General features: G+C 39.2%; 11 protein-coding genes and 2 tRNA genes. 1 reads left to right on the top strand and 12 read right to left on the bottom strand.

Annotated elements, in window-relative coordinates; all coding sequences use genetic code 11:
- Positions 1-5: 5 nt before the first annotated feature.
- Positions 6-734, top strand: coding sequence for a WecB/TagA/CpsF family glycosyltransferase (locus tag LKF16_RS05435; protein WP_291469373.1), 729 nt, complete (start codon positions 6-8; stop codon positions 732-734).
- 132 nt (positions 735-866) lie between these two features.
- Here LKF16_RS05435 and LKF16_RS05440 read toward each other — a convergent pair whose 3' ends face one another.
- The 12 genes from LKF16_RS05440 to glpK (LKF16_RS05495) form a co-directional block, all read right to left on the bottom strand.
- Entirely contained in the window at positions 867-1,772 is a 906-nt protein-coding gene (locus LKF16_RS05440; RefSeq protein ID WP_291711173.1) for an IS3 family transposase, read from the bottom strand.
- Positions 1,769-2,446: a helix-turn-helix domain-containing protein gene (locus LKF16_RS05445; RefSeq protein ID WP_291711171.1), complete on the bottom strand. Its 678-nt coding sequence runs from the start codon at positions 2,444-2,446 to the stop codon at positions 1,769-1,771. The genes LKF16_RS05440 and LKF16_RS05445 overlap by 4 nt, the downstream gene beginning before the upstream one ends.
- 766 nt (positions 2,447-3,212) lie before the next feature.
- Positions 3,213-4,691, bottom strand: coding sequence for an SLAP domain-containing protein (locus LKF16_RS05450; protein WP_291469416.1), 1,479 nt, complete (start codon positions 4,689-4,691; stop codon positions 3,213-3,215).
- 223 nt (positions 4,692-4,914) lie between these two features.
- A complete protein-coding gene (locus LKF16_RS05455) occupies positions 4,915-6,309 on the bottom strand; it encodes an O-antigen ligase family protein (RefSeq protein ID WP_291469418.1) in 1,395 nt (464 codons plus the stop codon).
- Between the two features lie 80 nt (positions 6,310-6,389).
- On the bottom strand, positions 6,390-7,091 hold the full coding sequence (locus LKF16_RS05460; RefSeq protein WP_291470360.1) for a GntR family transcriptional regulator: 702 nt from the start codon (positions 7,089-7,091) through the stop codon (positions 6,390-6,392).
- Positions 7,092-7,196: 105 nt separating this feature from the next.
- A tRNA-Gln gene (locus tag LKF16_RS05465) sits at positions 7,197-7,268 on the bottom strand.
- A gap of 5 nt (positions 7,269-7,273) precedes the next feature.
- A tRNA-Tyr gene (locus LKF16_RS05470) sits at positions 7,274-7,356 on the bottom strand.
- Positions 7,357-7,515: 159 nt separating this feature from the next.
- Complete coding sequence (locus tag LKF16_RS05475; RefSeq protein ID WP_291469420.1) at positions 7,516-8,754, bottom strand: ArgE/DapE family deacylase; 1,239 nt, start codon at positions 8,752-8,754, stop codon at positions 7,516-7,518.
- 222 nt (positions 8,755-8,976) lie between these two features.
- A complete protein-coding gene (locus tag LKF16_RS05480; RefSeq protein WP_291469422.1) occupies positions 8,977-10,449 on the bottom strand; it encodes a peptide MFS transporter in 1,473 nt (490 codons plus the stop codon).
- Between the two features lie 148 nt (positions 10,450-10,597).
- On the bottom strand, positions 10,598-12,100 hold the full coding sequence (gene glpK / locus LKF16_RS05485) for a glycerol kinase GlpK (RefSeq protein ID WP_291469423.1): 1,503 nt from the start codon (positions 12,098-12,100) through the stop codon (positions 10,598-10,600).
- 66 nt (positions 12,101-12,166) lie between these two features.
- Positions 12,167-12,889 (bottom strand): MIP/aquaporin family protein, encoded by a 723-nt coding sequence (locus LKF16_RS05490; RefSeq protein ID WP_291469425.1) that lies wholly within the window; start codon positions 12,887-12,889, stop codon positions 12,167-12,169.
- Between the two features lie 17 nt (positions 12,890-12,906).
- On the bottom strand, positions 12,907-14,415 hold the full coding sequence (glpK, locus tag LKF16_RS05495) for a glycerol kinase GlpK (protein ID WP_291469427.1): 1,509 nt from the start codon (positions 14,413-14,415) through the stop codon (positions 12,907-12,909).
- Between the last annotated feature and the right edge of the window lie 29 nt (positions 14,416-14,444).

The following is a 14,444-nucleotide window of genomic DNA, read 5'->3' on the forward strand; positions in this document are numbered from 1 at the left end:
TATGTATGCACAAAAATAGAATAAATATTCTGGGAACAGAATTCGATAATTTTACACAAGATCAATTTCACAAGTTAGTTAGTACTGATTTAGATAATCATGCTAATAAATTTATCGTGACCCCAAATCCCGAAATTGTCCTATCGGCTCGCGATAATACCCGTTTTTCAAACATCGTGAACAATGCTGATTACGTCATACCTGATGGAATCGGTATTATCAAGGGTGCTAGAATGCTCGGAACACCGATGCACGAACGTATCACCGGATTCGACACATTGATGTTCTTGATCAATCAAGCAAATCAAAAGCATTTGAAATTATACATGGTCGGCGCCAAGCCAGAAGTTATCAACGCCAGTGCGGCCAGAATAAAAAAAGAATTCCCTAATATCGATCTAGTCGGCTACCACGACGGCTATTTCAAAGATGACGGAATAATCGCAACCGAAATTGCTGAAAAGCAACCAGACATCATTTTAGTTGCTTTAGGTTCACCTAAGCAAGAATACTTTATCAATAAGTATCGCGACCGTTGCACGGCGGTATGGATTGGTGTCGGCGGTAGTTTCGACGTCTTTTCGGGAACTAAGAAGCGAGCACCAAAGGTGGTGCAAAAGCTAAGTCTCGAGTGGTTCTATCGTTTGGTGAAGGAGCCAACCAGATTCGGTAGAATGCTCGCCATCCCGAAGTATTTGCATTTAATTAAGAAGGAATCAAAGAATAATAATTAACCAATAGAGCTGAGTCCGTAGAGGACTTGGCTTTTTTTATTTGCGGTATGCGGGCCGACTTCGGGGTGGTTCCGCTCTTTCGGCTCTGGAATGTATTGGTACCTGTCAAGTTGACATTTGATTTTTATAAAATTATAAACTCAAACTAATGGCTTTATTCCAGTATTCTGCTGGAGTAAGGCCATTTCTTGTTTCTGATCGATCATTATTATTAAAATAATTTATTCCTGCTTCTACCAATCTTTTCAATTCTTCAAAAGTTGTAGGAGTTGGAAAACGGTCCATCCATCGATTTTTAAATTCTCTCCACCAGTGTTCCATTGGAGCGTTGTCAAAAGGTGTTCCTGGTCTGGACATACTTCTAGTAACTTGATGTTGCGATAAAAGCTTATTGAACTTATTTGAGACATAGGCTGATCCCCGATCAGTATGAACAAGAGGATGTACATCACCCATTTTGTCGAACACATTTTCAAACATTTCTGTTTCAGCTTCTGCGGTCTCAGATGGGGTTAAATTGAATCCAATCAAATGTCTACCATAAAGATCCAATACACCACTTAGCTGTATCTTTTGTCTCTGTTCGATTCCGAATTCTAATTGAGTTGAATCAGATAACCAAATTTCATTTGGAGCTTTGGCATCAAAATTTTGATTTAGCACATTATCTTTAATGTATCTATCTTCATCGTCTTGACGATCCTTTTTCTTTGTACATGATTTACAGCGAATATTTAGTTCTCTCATAACTCGCTTGATTTGTTTGAGCGTAACACCAAACTCCAATGATCCTTCCATTCTAAGATTGAGAAGGATTTTACCTGCACCAATTGTTTGGGTATGAAAGTTGTAAATCTCAAGGACTTTTTTCTTTAGTAATTCATTTCTTTTTTCCCATGGACTTTCTTTACGTTTAACAAATTTATTAAAGGCCTGTCTGCTTACGCCCATATACTCTAATAAAATGGACTTCCATCCATGATGATTTTGACAAACCTCAATTATTGCCTGATAAGCTTGTCTGTTTTGTTTGTTCACTCCCCACGCTGGATTTCGTTGAATTTTTTTTCAAAGGCTTCAATTGCTTTATGTTTTTCAAGTTCAGCTTTGAGTTGACGATTCTCTAATTTTAATTTATCTAATTCTGTCAATTCAACGTGATCTCTGGTTTTCTTATGACCGCGTTCGTCTGCCAAAGCAGAATATCCAATATGTTCAGCTTTCATTACCCACATGCGTACTTGTTGGTAAGATACTTGAAAATGTTCTGAGGCTGCAGCGTAAGAATGATCTTGTAGGGTAACGTACTCAACCACTTGAATTCTTTCTTCTAACGTTGTTTTCTTTGACACGTGGATGACCTTCCTTCCAACAGGTGAATCTGTCAGTTTCTTGTCATCATTATACTGTATTAGCCAGTATCTAAGCTGCTTTGTGTCCTTAATACCATATTTACTTGTTACTTCATGTAAAGTTCCTTCACCATTTCTATATGCCTTTACAGCACTGATCTTAGTTTCCGCACTGTAATGATTAGGGGTTTTCTGCTTTTTCAAGCCTTCCGCTCCATATTCCGTATAAACCCAATACCATCCTCTAAACGTTGTACATGGTATATTTTTCGATTTCGCAAAGGTTTGTTTTGGAAGATTAGATTGTTTGAACTCTTCAATTAAATTAATCTTCTGTTCGTAAGTATATTGTCTGCCCATAATAATCCTCCATGATTATGCATGAAATTATTCCATTTCAAATGTCAACCATAAAGGGATTATCGCAGAACGTAGTGGGCCCACTTGGAGCTTACCGCAAAGACCGCGCCAATCTTCAAGCTGCACCTTCTACTAAGCACTGCTTCGCATTGCAAGTAGAATATCACTACTGAGGCCGAGCGCACCACCACCCCGAAGTCTAAACAGAGTTAGTTCAAAATCTTCTTTTCCCCTTTTAAAAAAAGGAATGTCGGCAGTGTTAGCAATTACTGGGAACTTGTCTGTTCACTTTAATGTATCGTCTAACTCTAAATTGTTTAATTGCTTCTTTGTGTTAGTGGAGTCGCGGTTGCTCCTCCAAAAATCAAAATCAGAAGAATTCGAATACCTCGAGTTGATTGACTAACTTTAATTTATTGCAAGTATAAGTTGCATTCCTTATTTCAAACATATTTAGAGAGTTTGACTTAACTCTGTTTAGACGGAGGACGGAAATTGATGCCCGGCTCAGTAGGGAAGTTGTCGTTAGCTGGCGACGACGCCAGCTTAGGACAAGAGGCAGCTTTGAGATGTTTTCGGTTTGTGAAAATAGCTCAAAGTGTCTCCCCTACGTTCCAGACGAAAGGCAATCAATTTCCGTCCGGAGTCGGCCCGCATACCGCACAAAAAAAGAGTCCCTCTCTATCTGAAGGACTCTCTACCACTATGAAAATTGTTTTGAGTATTATCTAAGAATTGGATTATTCATTTTGAGGATGAATTGTTGTTAGTTTAATGTTACCCCGCTTCCTTGCATGATCCACTCGTTAGTAGATACGCGATAGTAGATATTGCCGTTTGCATCTTTTGCTTGTTGGTCAGTTGCCCAAGAAGAGTCGCCTGCTAGGCCTCGTGTAGCTGATGAGCCGTCTTTACCGTATAGCGAGTATACGAATCCTGCTGGTCCAGCTAAACTTACGGTTGAGCCACTTGGCAAGTCAGTAATGTCTGTTAAGCCAGTATTCTCATCTCCGCCGCCTGATGTGTCTTTGTCAGCGTATTTAACTTCTGAAGCTTTTACCCATTCATTTGTTGATACACGGTAGAATACTTCACCGGTATTGTTGTTAACACGTTTCGTGTCTGTGAACCAGTCTGTTCCCTGAGCTAGCGCACGTCCGTTAACCTTATTGCCCTTTTGGTCATAAAGTGCTGTGACGTTGCTTGGGTCGCTTCCATTAGTGATTGGAGTTGTTACCACACCGTTGATTTCAGAATTTGTGTAGTTATCAAGACCTACGTCAATTTCACGTGTCAATGTTAATGTGTTTCCAATCTTGTCCCAAACCTTGCTCAACAGTCCACCACTATATCCTTCGCCATTGATTGTGATTTGGTCTAAGTCGTTGAATAAAGCGTTGTATTCATTACGATTGAACTTGATTGTCATCTTCTGAACAACTTTACCAGCTTTTGGAAGTGTTGATTGGTTGATGATTGTTGCTAAATCCAATCCATTGTAAAAAGTTGATGTAACATCTTGTGGCGTAACGTCGTTTCCAAGATTATCTTTGATTGTGATTGGATATTGGCCTGTAGTACCAAAATCAGTCTTTGATTGTCCAACGTATCCTTCAACTGGTGTTTCGAAATTAATGTTCATTGCATGAACTTGTTGGATAGTTGTTTGTGTTTTTGCATAAACTGTCTTATCTAATGGTTTACCATTCAATTCAACTGGCTCAAAGTATTTAACCAATTGTTGGTTTGACCAAAGTGCATGGTCTTTAACCGTTTGCATTGGTAATCCAACGATTCGATAATTTACTGATCCTCCGTACTGACCAGCTGCGACCATTTGGTTCTTCCATTCTGAAGATGTTCCTTCAGCTGGAACTACTACGTAAACGATCGAGTTAAGCAATGCGGTTACGTCTAGGTCGTTGATCACTGATTGGTATTGCGGATGCAATGGTCTTAAGATCCCATTTAGTAATTCACCTGAATAGGTGTATCGGTTGTTAGTGTTCAATAATGCGAATGCTGATCCATAAATGAAATCTGCTTGTGTTGCATTATTGTAATTCTTGAAAGTTGCATCAAAAGTATTGTATGCATCTTCCTGAGTTGCTTTGCTATAAGTTGCCTTGGCAGTATTGGCTGCAGTCGGAACTGCTGAGGTAGAGTTTAAAATAGGTGCAGCAACTGGTGCAACAGCTACTAGGGTTGCGGCAGCAAATCCGGCGTATTTGATAGATTTTTTCATGTCGTGTCCTCCGATAGTTGTTTTTTGTTTTTGTTTACGAAAATAATGTACCATGCGAAAAAGCGAATATCAATACATTTATTTATTATAACAATAAGATAAATCTTATATACACGCTATAAATATTGATATATCAGTGAAAGCGGATACCCAATATTTGTAAAAAAAATTTACAAAAAGTAAAAAAAGACCCATCTTTCGGTTTGAAAGATGGGTCTTGATGCTATTCGATCACGTCTAACTCGACGGGATCTTTTTTATTTTTAACGAATAATTTTGCATTGTACATTGCAAATGCCAATGAAGTTACGAAGTAAATACTTACTGACGGTGCTTCGATAACGTGACCTGTTAGCAATGCCATACCAAATCCTAATAGGACACTGGCAACTAACATTGCCCACTTGAATGACCACATTGAACCGAAACGTCTGAAGAATAGGATCAACAAGTAGATGAAACTATAGATCAGAGGCAACATGTAAATGATTGCACCTAAGAATCCGAATTGGAACAAGATATCGACGTAATCCATTTCAACTAACTTGGCATGCTTAACTTTCTTGAAACTAGTTGCGTACCCCATTCCAAATATCTTTTGTGCAGGAGTAGCTTTAGCAAAGTTATGCGATGCATTCTCGAAGTAAATTGTCCGACCACTGAAGATATATGAAACATACTTGTTAGTTTGGACATACTTCTCTTGGTCTTTGTTAAGGCCCTTTTTAGTCTTAGCACGTTCCTTCTTATACTTGATCATTTCTTCATGCAAGTTTTGAGTCTTGGCAACAGCCATCATTGGATAAGCCACACCGATTCCAATTAACGTTGCAATCATCAGAACGATCATCCCATTTAAGTGTTTGGGATTACCTTTTCTTTGAATACGTTGAACTAAGGCTGCCAATAGTCCCATAACAGTACCGAAGATGATTGCAATAAATGCACCCTTGGTACCAATCAATAGAGCTGAATAAACAGCTAAGACAACTGAGATCCAGTAATACCATCTCTTAGCGTTTGAAAGTTTGTCTGTAGCATACCAGACCAAAATAGGAAACGAGATCGAAACGATAGCACTTAGCTCATTAGCAGCATAGAACCAGCCACTCTCACCTAAGTTATAGTAAGAATATGAACTGAAACTGGAATGAGTGAAGTGTGCAATGATCATTACGACCGAAATGATGTTGACTGCATAAAATACCACTTTCGGGAAGTATTTGTTTAAAATACCATCACGATGAAGTTCTTCAAAAGCAAAGAAGTAAGCAAATAGCATAATTGGATAATACATACTTTTTGCTAGAGTAGTTAATTCTAGACTTGGAACAAATAGTACCTTTTGTTTGTAGTTGACGAACATACTTATTGCAGCTACTAAAGCTAAGATAACGAAGTAGCCAATGATCATAAATCCTTTTTTAGTGTTACGGTTCAACAACAAGTACATGATCAAAAAGACAACTGTTACAGCCATGACGAGCAATCTTACGAAAACCCCAAATGTCACGCTCATATGTTCTTTAGCCATTACCCCAGTAATGGCATCTAATACCGGTTGAAAAACAATATACAGCATTAAGAAAATGCTGTATTTTTTAATAAAACTTTGCATATAATACTCCCAATAAAAAAGTTTGAATGGACAGTTAAGTATATATTAACTCATATATGACCTATATCTACATAAATATCTTATCTTTCAAGATAAAATTCAAAACGTTCGCCGACGTATTGAGAACGAACATACTCAAATGGCAATCCGTCATCTAACGTAGTTACCTGACGTAGTCTTAAAATAGCAGAACCGCGCTTAACATTCAATAAAGTTGCAATTCGTTCTGAAGCTAACATTGCAGAAACGGTTTGGCTGGCCTTGCCTAATTTCAAGCCGGCCTTCTCTTCTAGAGCATTATAAAGCGATGATGTAATATCTTGCTTATCAAGATTTTCAACAATGCTGCTAGGAATCGTAGCGACTTCAAAACAGATAGGTTGATTATCTGCGTAACGGATACGTTCCATTCGAAGAACTTCGTCTCCTTCGTGCAACTTCAATTTTTCCATTTCGCTTAAGGATGGATCAGCCACATGGTAAGACACAGTCTTGCTAGATGGATGCTTACCTTGGCTTTCGGTTATCTCTGTAAAGCTAGTCGTCCCAGACATTTTCTCTTGGACTTTGCTACTGGCAACATAAGTACCAGAACCAACTTGACGCTGTAAAATCCCTTCATCAACTAAGGTTTGGATGGCTTGTCTTAAAGTCATTCTACTTACGTCAAATTCGTCAGCAAGCTTTCTTTCTGAGGGAATCCGGGCGCCGACAGCCCACTTGCCTTCTTCAATTTCTTTCTTGATTCGATTATGAATTTGAATATAAACAGGGACTTTCATCATTATCCTCCCCCTCATGATTTACAGGATAAACTGTACCTAAATTATACAGTACTTTTACAAATTTAGAAAAAAAAGGACCGATAAAAATCGGTCCTTCTGTGATTGGGTTAGCTGGATTCGAACCAGCGCATGACAGGATCAAAACCTGTTGCCTTACCGCTTGGCTATAACCCAATGAATGGAGGGGAGTGGATTCGAACCACCGAACCCGAAGGAGCGGATTTACAGTCCGCCGCGTTTAGCCAGACTTCGCTACCCCTCCAAAGTCTTATCTTTCGACTTAAAATATATTACCGGAGATTCAGAGAAATTTCAAGGGCTATAATATAAAAATTAAAAAAATGTCCAAAAGCATCTCTGCAATTGGACATTTCCGTGATCAGTTATCGAATATTTTTATCTTTATACCTATTAAATGAGGTTAAGCAATCGTATCGTCAACGTCGACTTTTTCCAAAAATTGGATTGTCAGCTTTTGATACATTTCAATGTAATCATAATACATTTGTTTGCTTAACTCCTCATTTACTTGATGAGAGGTCAAATTACCGGGTCCTGCGACGATAAATGGCACCTTGGCAGATTTACCCTTGATCAAGTTGGATGCGTCTGTGATACCAGGACTGACGACAATCATGATGTCGCCATTTTGATACTTCTGCATCGTTGAATTGATATCAGCGAATAATTCCTTCAAATAGACAACTTCACCCTTAGTGTATTTGTGCAACAACTCAGTAGTTAGCTGAATCAATAAGTTATCCTTGTCGCCGTCAACAGGTCCTTCATCCATGACCATTTCCATAGCGATATGAGCACCTTGTTTGTTGTACTTGTCGACTAGCTCATTTAATACCTTTACAACTTCATCATTTTGATATTCAGGAATAGTTCTAACATTTACTTCGGCTTCAGCAGAGTCAGGAATGGAGTTAACTTGCGTTCCACCTTTGATCGTTGTCGTATTGAATACTAGTGGACCCATGGAATCGTGTGGACGAGGATCATTTCTAAACTTGTCAGTAGCTTCGTTCAACAAATTCATTAGTGGATCAATAGCATTGAATCCAAGCTCTGGCATGGAACTGTGGCTGGTCTTACCTTTAGAAGTAAATTTAATGTCCATTGAACCCTTTTGGGCATATGACTCGTTAAATCCGGTTGGTTCACCGATGATCAAACCATCGACATCATCCATGTAGCCATCTTTTTGCATGAATGCCGAACCTTCTTCACCGACTTCTTCTCCTAAGGTTGCCATCAAACGAATCGTTCCTTGCTTTGGTAAACCTTGCTGATGCAATTCGATCATAGTGATCACCATTGCAGCCAACCCAGATTTCATATCGCTGACTCCACGACCATATAACTTGCCGTCTTTTTCTGTGAGTTTAAATGGGTCTGAATTCCAGTCATCTAAATTACCCGGATCAACAACATCCATATGTCCGGTCAATCCCAAGACTGGTTTTCCATGTCCAATTTCAGCAACCAAATTGGCACGATTGCCATTAACATTAGTCAATTCAGCTTTAATATCGTGTTTTGCAAATAAATCTTGAATATAGGTAGCGACTTCTTTTTCATTGTCGTTGACCGAGTTGATCGAAATAAGGTCCTTTAAAATATCTAGCTTTTGTTCATCATTAAAAACAGCCATAAATAGTCCCTCCATCGTTTCTATTTTTATTATGACCAAGTCTGGCCTGTCTGGTTGGTCAAAATCGTCAATACACCTCCATTATAGTTAATTAGTTCACAAATTGGTGATTATTTGGTATAAAAATTTTTATCATATGTGATTTATAAATTGCAAAAAAGAAGATATCCTTCAAGCTAATTTGCTCAAAGAATATCTTCTGTAATTAATTTTATTTAAATGTTAGTTAACACCCTTCATCAATGGCTTGATCTTAGGTACTAAGAAGGCCAAGATGATTCCGACTACTAAGACGACAATGGCTGTAACGCCAAAGAACATCATTTCGTTTGCTGGGTCGCCTGGTTTAAAGAACTTAACGACCTGAGCGTTAATTGATTGTCCAGCTGAATCAGCTAGGAACCACATACTCATCATTTGTGACGAGAATGCCTTTGGAGCTAGTTTAGTTGTGGCTGATAGGCCGACCGGCGAAACTAACATCTCACCTACTTCGATCAAGGCCCATTGACCAACTAACCACCAAGGGCTGATTTTACCTGTTCCAACACTCATTAGAGGTAGAACCAATAAGAAGTATGATGCAGCTGTAAAGACAAGACCTAACCAAAACTTAGTTGGCGATGATGGTTGTCTCTTACCCAATTTAATCCATAACCATGCAAAGAACGGTGTATAGATAATGATGAAGAATGGGTTAAGCATCTGGAAGTATCCAGCTTGCAAGTTCCATCCACCAATATGTAATTGAGTTTGTTCAGCTGCTAATAATGCCATAATAACTGAACCTTGTTCTTCAATTGCCCAGAAAACAACGGCAGCGATGAACAATGGAATATAAGCAATAACACGAGATCTTTCGATCTTAGTTACTTTCTTACTTGATAACATTACAACGAAATAAATGATTGGCAAAATAATACCTAAAGCACTAATAATGTTGATGACGTTACCAATGTTAAGTGTGTGTGTAAAGAACATAACTAGTATGATCACAGCAACTGCAATCAAACCATACACTACACGAGAAATAGCTTTAGAACGTTCTGCTGCAGAAATTGGATCTGGAGCATGCATTCCTGATTCAGGTAGATATTTTCTACCATCAATGTAATAAACTACCAAACCAATAAACATACCAATAGCGGCTAGTGAAAAACCGACGTGGTAGTTATATTGGGCCGCTGCCCATTGAACAGCGGCAGGAGCAAATAGTGAACCTAAGTTGATACCCATAACGTAAATACTGAATCCAGAATCACGACGTGGATCTTGTTCAGAATAAAGTGAACCAACCATATCAGAAACATTAGGTTTCAAAAGTCCAGTACCTAATGTGATCAAGACGATCGAGCCGAATAATCCGCCCATTCCGATTGGTAGTGATAGAACGATGTGTCCGAACATGATCAAGACACCACCCCAGAAGACAGTTCTTCTAGGTCCTAAAATTCTATCTGAAATATAACCACCAACAACACCTGTCATATAAACCATGGCACCATAGATAGCCATGATTGATGCGGCGGTAGTTTGGTTCATACCTAATCCGCCTTTTTCTACAGCCATATACATGTAGAAAATGAGGATGGCACGCATACCATAGTAACTGAATCTTTCCCAGAATTCAGTTAGAAATAATGTTCTTAAACCTAAAGGTTGTCCCAAGAAACCTCGGTCTTTTTTCGCATCCATTTATAATTCTCCTAACTTATCACAACGATGAATTAATATTAAACTCTCACAATACTAATGTCAAAGCAATTTTAATTATAACGCTATAAAGCTATATATACCAACGAAAAAAAATAAGAATCCTCTAATCAGGATTCTTATATATAAATTATTTTGTGTGCTTAAATGCCATTGTAGCAGCAACAGCATCCTTCCAGCCAGAATACAAATTATCGCGAGTCTTTGAATCCATCTTAGGTTCAAATTCTTGACCAGCGTGATAGTTTTGTTTGATCTCGTCAATATCTTTCCAAACGCCTGCACCGATACCAGCTAAGAAAGCAACACCTAACGAAGTTGTTTCAAGTTCGGCTGAACGTTCAAGCGGAATGTTTAAGATATCTGATTGAAATTGCATCAAATAATCGTTGGCAGAAGCCCCACCATCGACTTTTAGAACATCGATCGGAATGTCTGAGTCAGAGCTCATTGTTTCGATGACATCTTTAGTTTGATAAGCAATTGATTGCAAAGTAGCTTTAACAAAGTCGTCTTGATTTGATCCACGTGTAAGTCCAAAGACAGTACCACGGGCCTCATCGTCCCAATAAGGGGCACCTAATCCTGAAAAAGCTGGAACAACGTAAACTTCATCTAAGTCGGTTGAACGTTTTGCTGAAGTTTCTGAATCAGGAGTTTCCTTGATCATTCTGAGTCCGTCACGTAACCATTGCAAAGCTGCACCGGCAACGAAAATAGAACCTTCAAGGGCATAGTTAACTTTTCCATTTACGCCATAAGCAATTGTTGTCAACAAGTTGTTATCTGATAAGGCGGGTTCTTCACCGGTATTCATAACGGCGAAAGCACCGGTACCATAAGTATTTTTAACATTACCTTTATCAAAGGCCATTTGACCGAACAATGAAGCTTGTTGTGAACCTGTCATCCCAGTGATTGGAACCTTTGAACCATAGAAGTGATAGTTCTTAGTTGAACCAAAGTTTTCAGCATTTGAGCGAACTTCTGGCAACATTTTACGTGGGATATTCAACAACTTGAGTAGGTCGTCATCCCAGTCCAAAGTATTGATGTTGAACAACATCGTACGACTGGCATTTGCATAATCAGTTAAGAAGCTTTCTCCACCAGTTAACTTCCAGAGAAGCCAAGTATTGATAGTTCCGAATAATAATTCGCCGTTTTCGGCACGCTCTTGAGCTCCGTCAACGTGGTCCAAGATCCAGCGAATCTTAGTAGCTGAAAAATATGGACTAATAATTAGACCAGTTTTTTTATGAATTTCATCCTTATGGCCTTCGTCGATCAACTTGTTAGCCATTGTAGCTGTTTGACGTGATTGCCAAACGATTGCGTTATAAATAGGCAAGCCAGTTGTCTTATCCCAAACAACAGTCGTTTCACGCTGACTGGCTATACCGATCGTTTCAATTTCATCTGGTTTAACTCCAGATTCAATAAATGCAGTCGCAATTGAAGATTGCACAGCGTTCCAAATTTCATTTGCGTCATGTTCGACCCAACCTGGGTTAGGATAAATCTGACGGATGTGATGACGTGCAGTAACAATCTTTCTACCACTGTGATCAAAAATAATTGCTCTGGCAGTAGTAGTACCCTCATCGATTGCTAAAATGTATTTCTTCTCCATTATTTAACACTCCTGAAAATAAAAAGAAAAGGCGTTGCCACCCTTTCTAATTTTTATAATTAAAATTTATGGTATCAAAGTATATAAGGCTGCACCAACAGCTCCACCTAGCATAGGTCCAACGATAGGAACCCAACTATATGCCCAGTCTGAAGTTCCCTTGTTAGGAACAGGCATGATTTGGTGAGCAATTCTTGGTCCCAAATCTCTGGCTGGGTTGATAGCGTAACCTGTTGTCCCACCAAGTGAGAAACCGATTGCTGTGATCAAAATACCAACAGCGATAGGATTTAGACCTTCTGTAAAGTTACCTCTTGTAAATGCGAGAAGTGCAAACATCAAAACAGCAGTACCAATAAATTCTGATAGGCAGTTCATCCAATATTTTCTGATTGCAGGAACTGTAGCAAAGACACTCAAGACAGCTTCTTGATTATCAGTTGTCTCTTTAAAGTGGTCATAGTAGAATGCCCAAACGATGATACCACCAAGGACACCACCAAGAATCTGAGCAATACTATAAGGAATAACGTATGACCATGAGAACTTACCTGCAATGGCCATACCTAATGAAACAGCAGGATTAAGATGTGCAGGACTTAAGAATGCTGCACAGTATACGGCAATCGTGATTGCAAGACCCCAGCCAAGGGCAATTGCAACCCAGCCGGCACCGTAAGCCTTTGATTTTTTCAAACTGACAGCTGCTACGACGCCATCACCAAGGATGATCAGAACAGCAGTACCAATGAATTCCCCTAAAAGTTGTAACATCAAACTATCGTGCATGATATGTATACCCCCAATTATTTAGCTGCTTTATGTTTGAACGTTCTTGTGGCAGCCACAGCTTCTTTCCAACCTTCGTATAGATAATCTGAACGTTTCTTATCCATATGTGGTTCAGTAATGTCACCTTCGGTGTAATCCTTCTTGATCTCATCGATATCTTTCCAATATCCAACGGCGAGTCCAGCTAAGAATGCTGCACCCAATGCGGTAGTTTCAAGATCTTTAGCACGTTGAACTGGAGTGTCTAAGATGTCTGCTTGGAATTGTAGTAGATATTTGTTCTTAGCGGCACCACCGTCGACTTTCAATGTTGGAATATCAATGCCGGTATCTTTGTGCATAGTTTCGATAACGTCACGTGATTGATATGCCAATGATTGAAGCGTTGCTTTGATGAAATCTTCACGAGTTGTACCACGAGTTAGTCCAAAGACAGCACCACGAGCATCAGAATCCCAATAAGGAGCACCTAAACCAGTAAATGCAGGTACAACATAAACTTCATCATCATTCTTAGATGATAAAGCTGCTGCTTCTGAGTCTGGAGCTGAGTCAACTAACTTCATAGCATCACGTAACCATTGGATTGCTGAACCAGCAACGAAAATTGAACCTTCAATGGCATAATGAACTTTGCCATTGATTCCGTATCCGATAGTTGTTAAAAGATTATTTTCTGATAATTGAGGCTTTTCACCAGTATTCATAACGATGAAAGCACCAGTACCGTATGTATTCTTGACCATACCTGGTTCGAACGCCATTTGACCAAACAATGCAGCTTGTTGGTCACCAACCATACCTGAAACAGGTACTTCTGAACCATAGAAGTGGTAATCCTTAGTCTTTCCGTAAACTTCTGAATTTGGACGTGCCTCAGGAAGCATTTCCTTTGGAATATTCAAAAGTTTCAGAATATCGTCATCCCATTTGAGATCTTTGATATTAAATAGCATCGTACGACTGGCATTAGAGTAGTCAGTTACGTGAACTGCGCCACCAGTTAGCTTCCAAAGTAGCCATGTGTCAATTGTTCCAAAGAGCAATTCGCCTTTTTCAGCACGCTCTTGAGCTCCATCGACATGGTCAAGGATCCAACGAATCTTAGTAGCTGAGAAATATGGATCGATCAATAATCCGGTCTTTTCATGGATCATATCTTCGTATCCGCCAGCCTTCAGTTTGTTAGCAATGTCGCTAGTTTGACGTGATTGCCAAACAATCGCGTTGTAAATAGGAAGACCAGTTACCTTATCCCAAACCACGGTAGTTTCACGTTGGTTAGTAATACCGATACCAGCGATTTGATCAGGTTTGATACCTGATTCAATGAAAACATTCGCAATTGTTGATTGAACCGCGTTCCAAATTTCATTGGCATCGTGTTCAACCCAACCTGGTTCTGGAAAATGCTGCGTGAATTCACGTTGAGCATCAGCTATTTTATGCCCTTTCTTGTCAAAAATGATTGCTCGAGTACTAGTAGTACCTTCATCAATCGACATAATATACTTTTCTGTCATTCCGTACACCTCAATCCAATTTTATGTAA

It is taken from the genome of Companilactobacillus sp., assembly GCF_022484265.1.
In the GTDB taxonomy this organism is placed as follows: domain Bacteria; phylum Bacillota; class Bacilli; order Lactobacillales; family Lactobacillaceae; genus Companilactobacillus.

Excerpts from the sequence above, each read along its gene's own strand:
- LKF16_RS05435 (WP_291469373.1), top strand. The coding sequence starts at position 6 with ATGCACAAAAATAGAATAAATATTCTGGGAACAGAATTCGATAATTTT.
- LKF16_RS05445 (WP_291711171.1), bottom strand. The coding sequence starts at position 2,446 with ATGGGCAGACAATATACTTACGAACAGAAGATTAATTTAATTGAAGAG.
- LKF16_RS05450 (WP_291469416.1), bottom strand. The coding sequence starts at position 4,691 with ATGAAAAAATCTATCAAATACGCCGGATTTGCTGCCGCAACCCTAGTA.
- LKF16_RS05455 (WP_291469418.1), bottom strand. The coding sequence starts at position 6,309 with ATGCAAAGTTTTATTAAAAAATACAGCATTTTCTTAATGCTGTATATT.
- LKF16_RS05460 (WP_291470360.1), bottom strand. The coding sequence starts at position 7,091 with ATGAAAGTCCCTGTTTATATTCAAATTCATAATCGAATCAAGAAAGAA.
- LKF16_RS05475 (WP_291469420.1), bottom strand. The coding sequence starts at position 8,754 with ATGGCTGTTTTTAATGATGAACAAAAGCTAGATATTTTAAAGGACCTT.
- LKF16_RS05480 (WP_291469422.1), bottom strand. The coding sequence starts at position 10,449 with ATGGATGCGAAAAAAGACCGAGGTTTCTTGGGACAACCTTTAGGTTTA.
- glpK (WP_291469423.1), bottom strand. The coding sequence starts at position 12,100 with ATGGAGAAGAAATACATTTTAGCAATCGATGAGGGTACTACTACTGCC.
- LKF16_RS05490 (WP_291469425.1), bottom strand. The coding sequence starts at position 12,889 with ATGCACGATAGTTTGATGTTACAACTTTTAGGGGAATTCATTGGTACT.
- glpK (WP_291469427.1), bottom strand. The coding sequence starts at position 14,415 with ATGACAGAAAAGTATATTATGTCGATTGATGAAGGTACTACTAGTACT.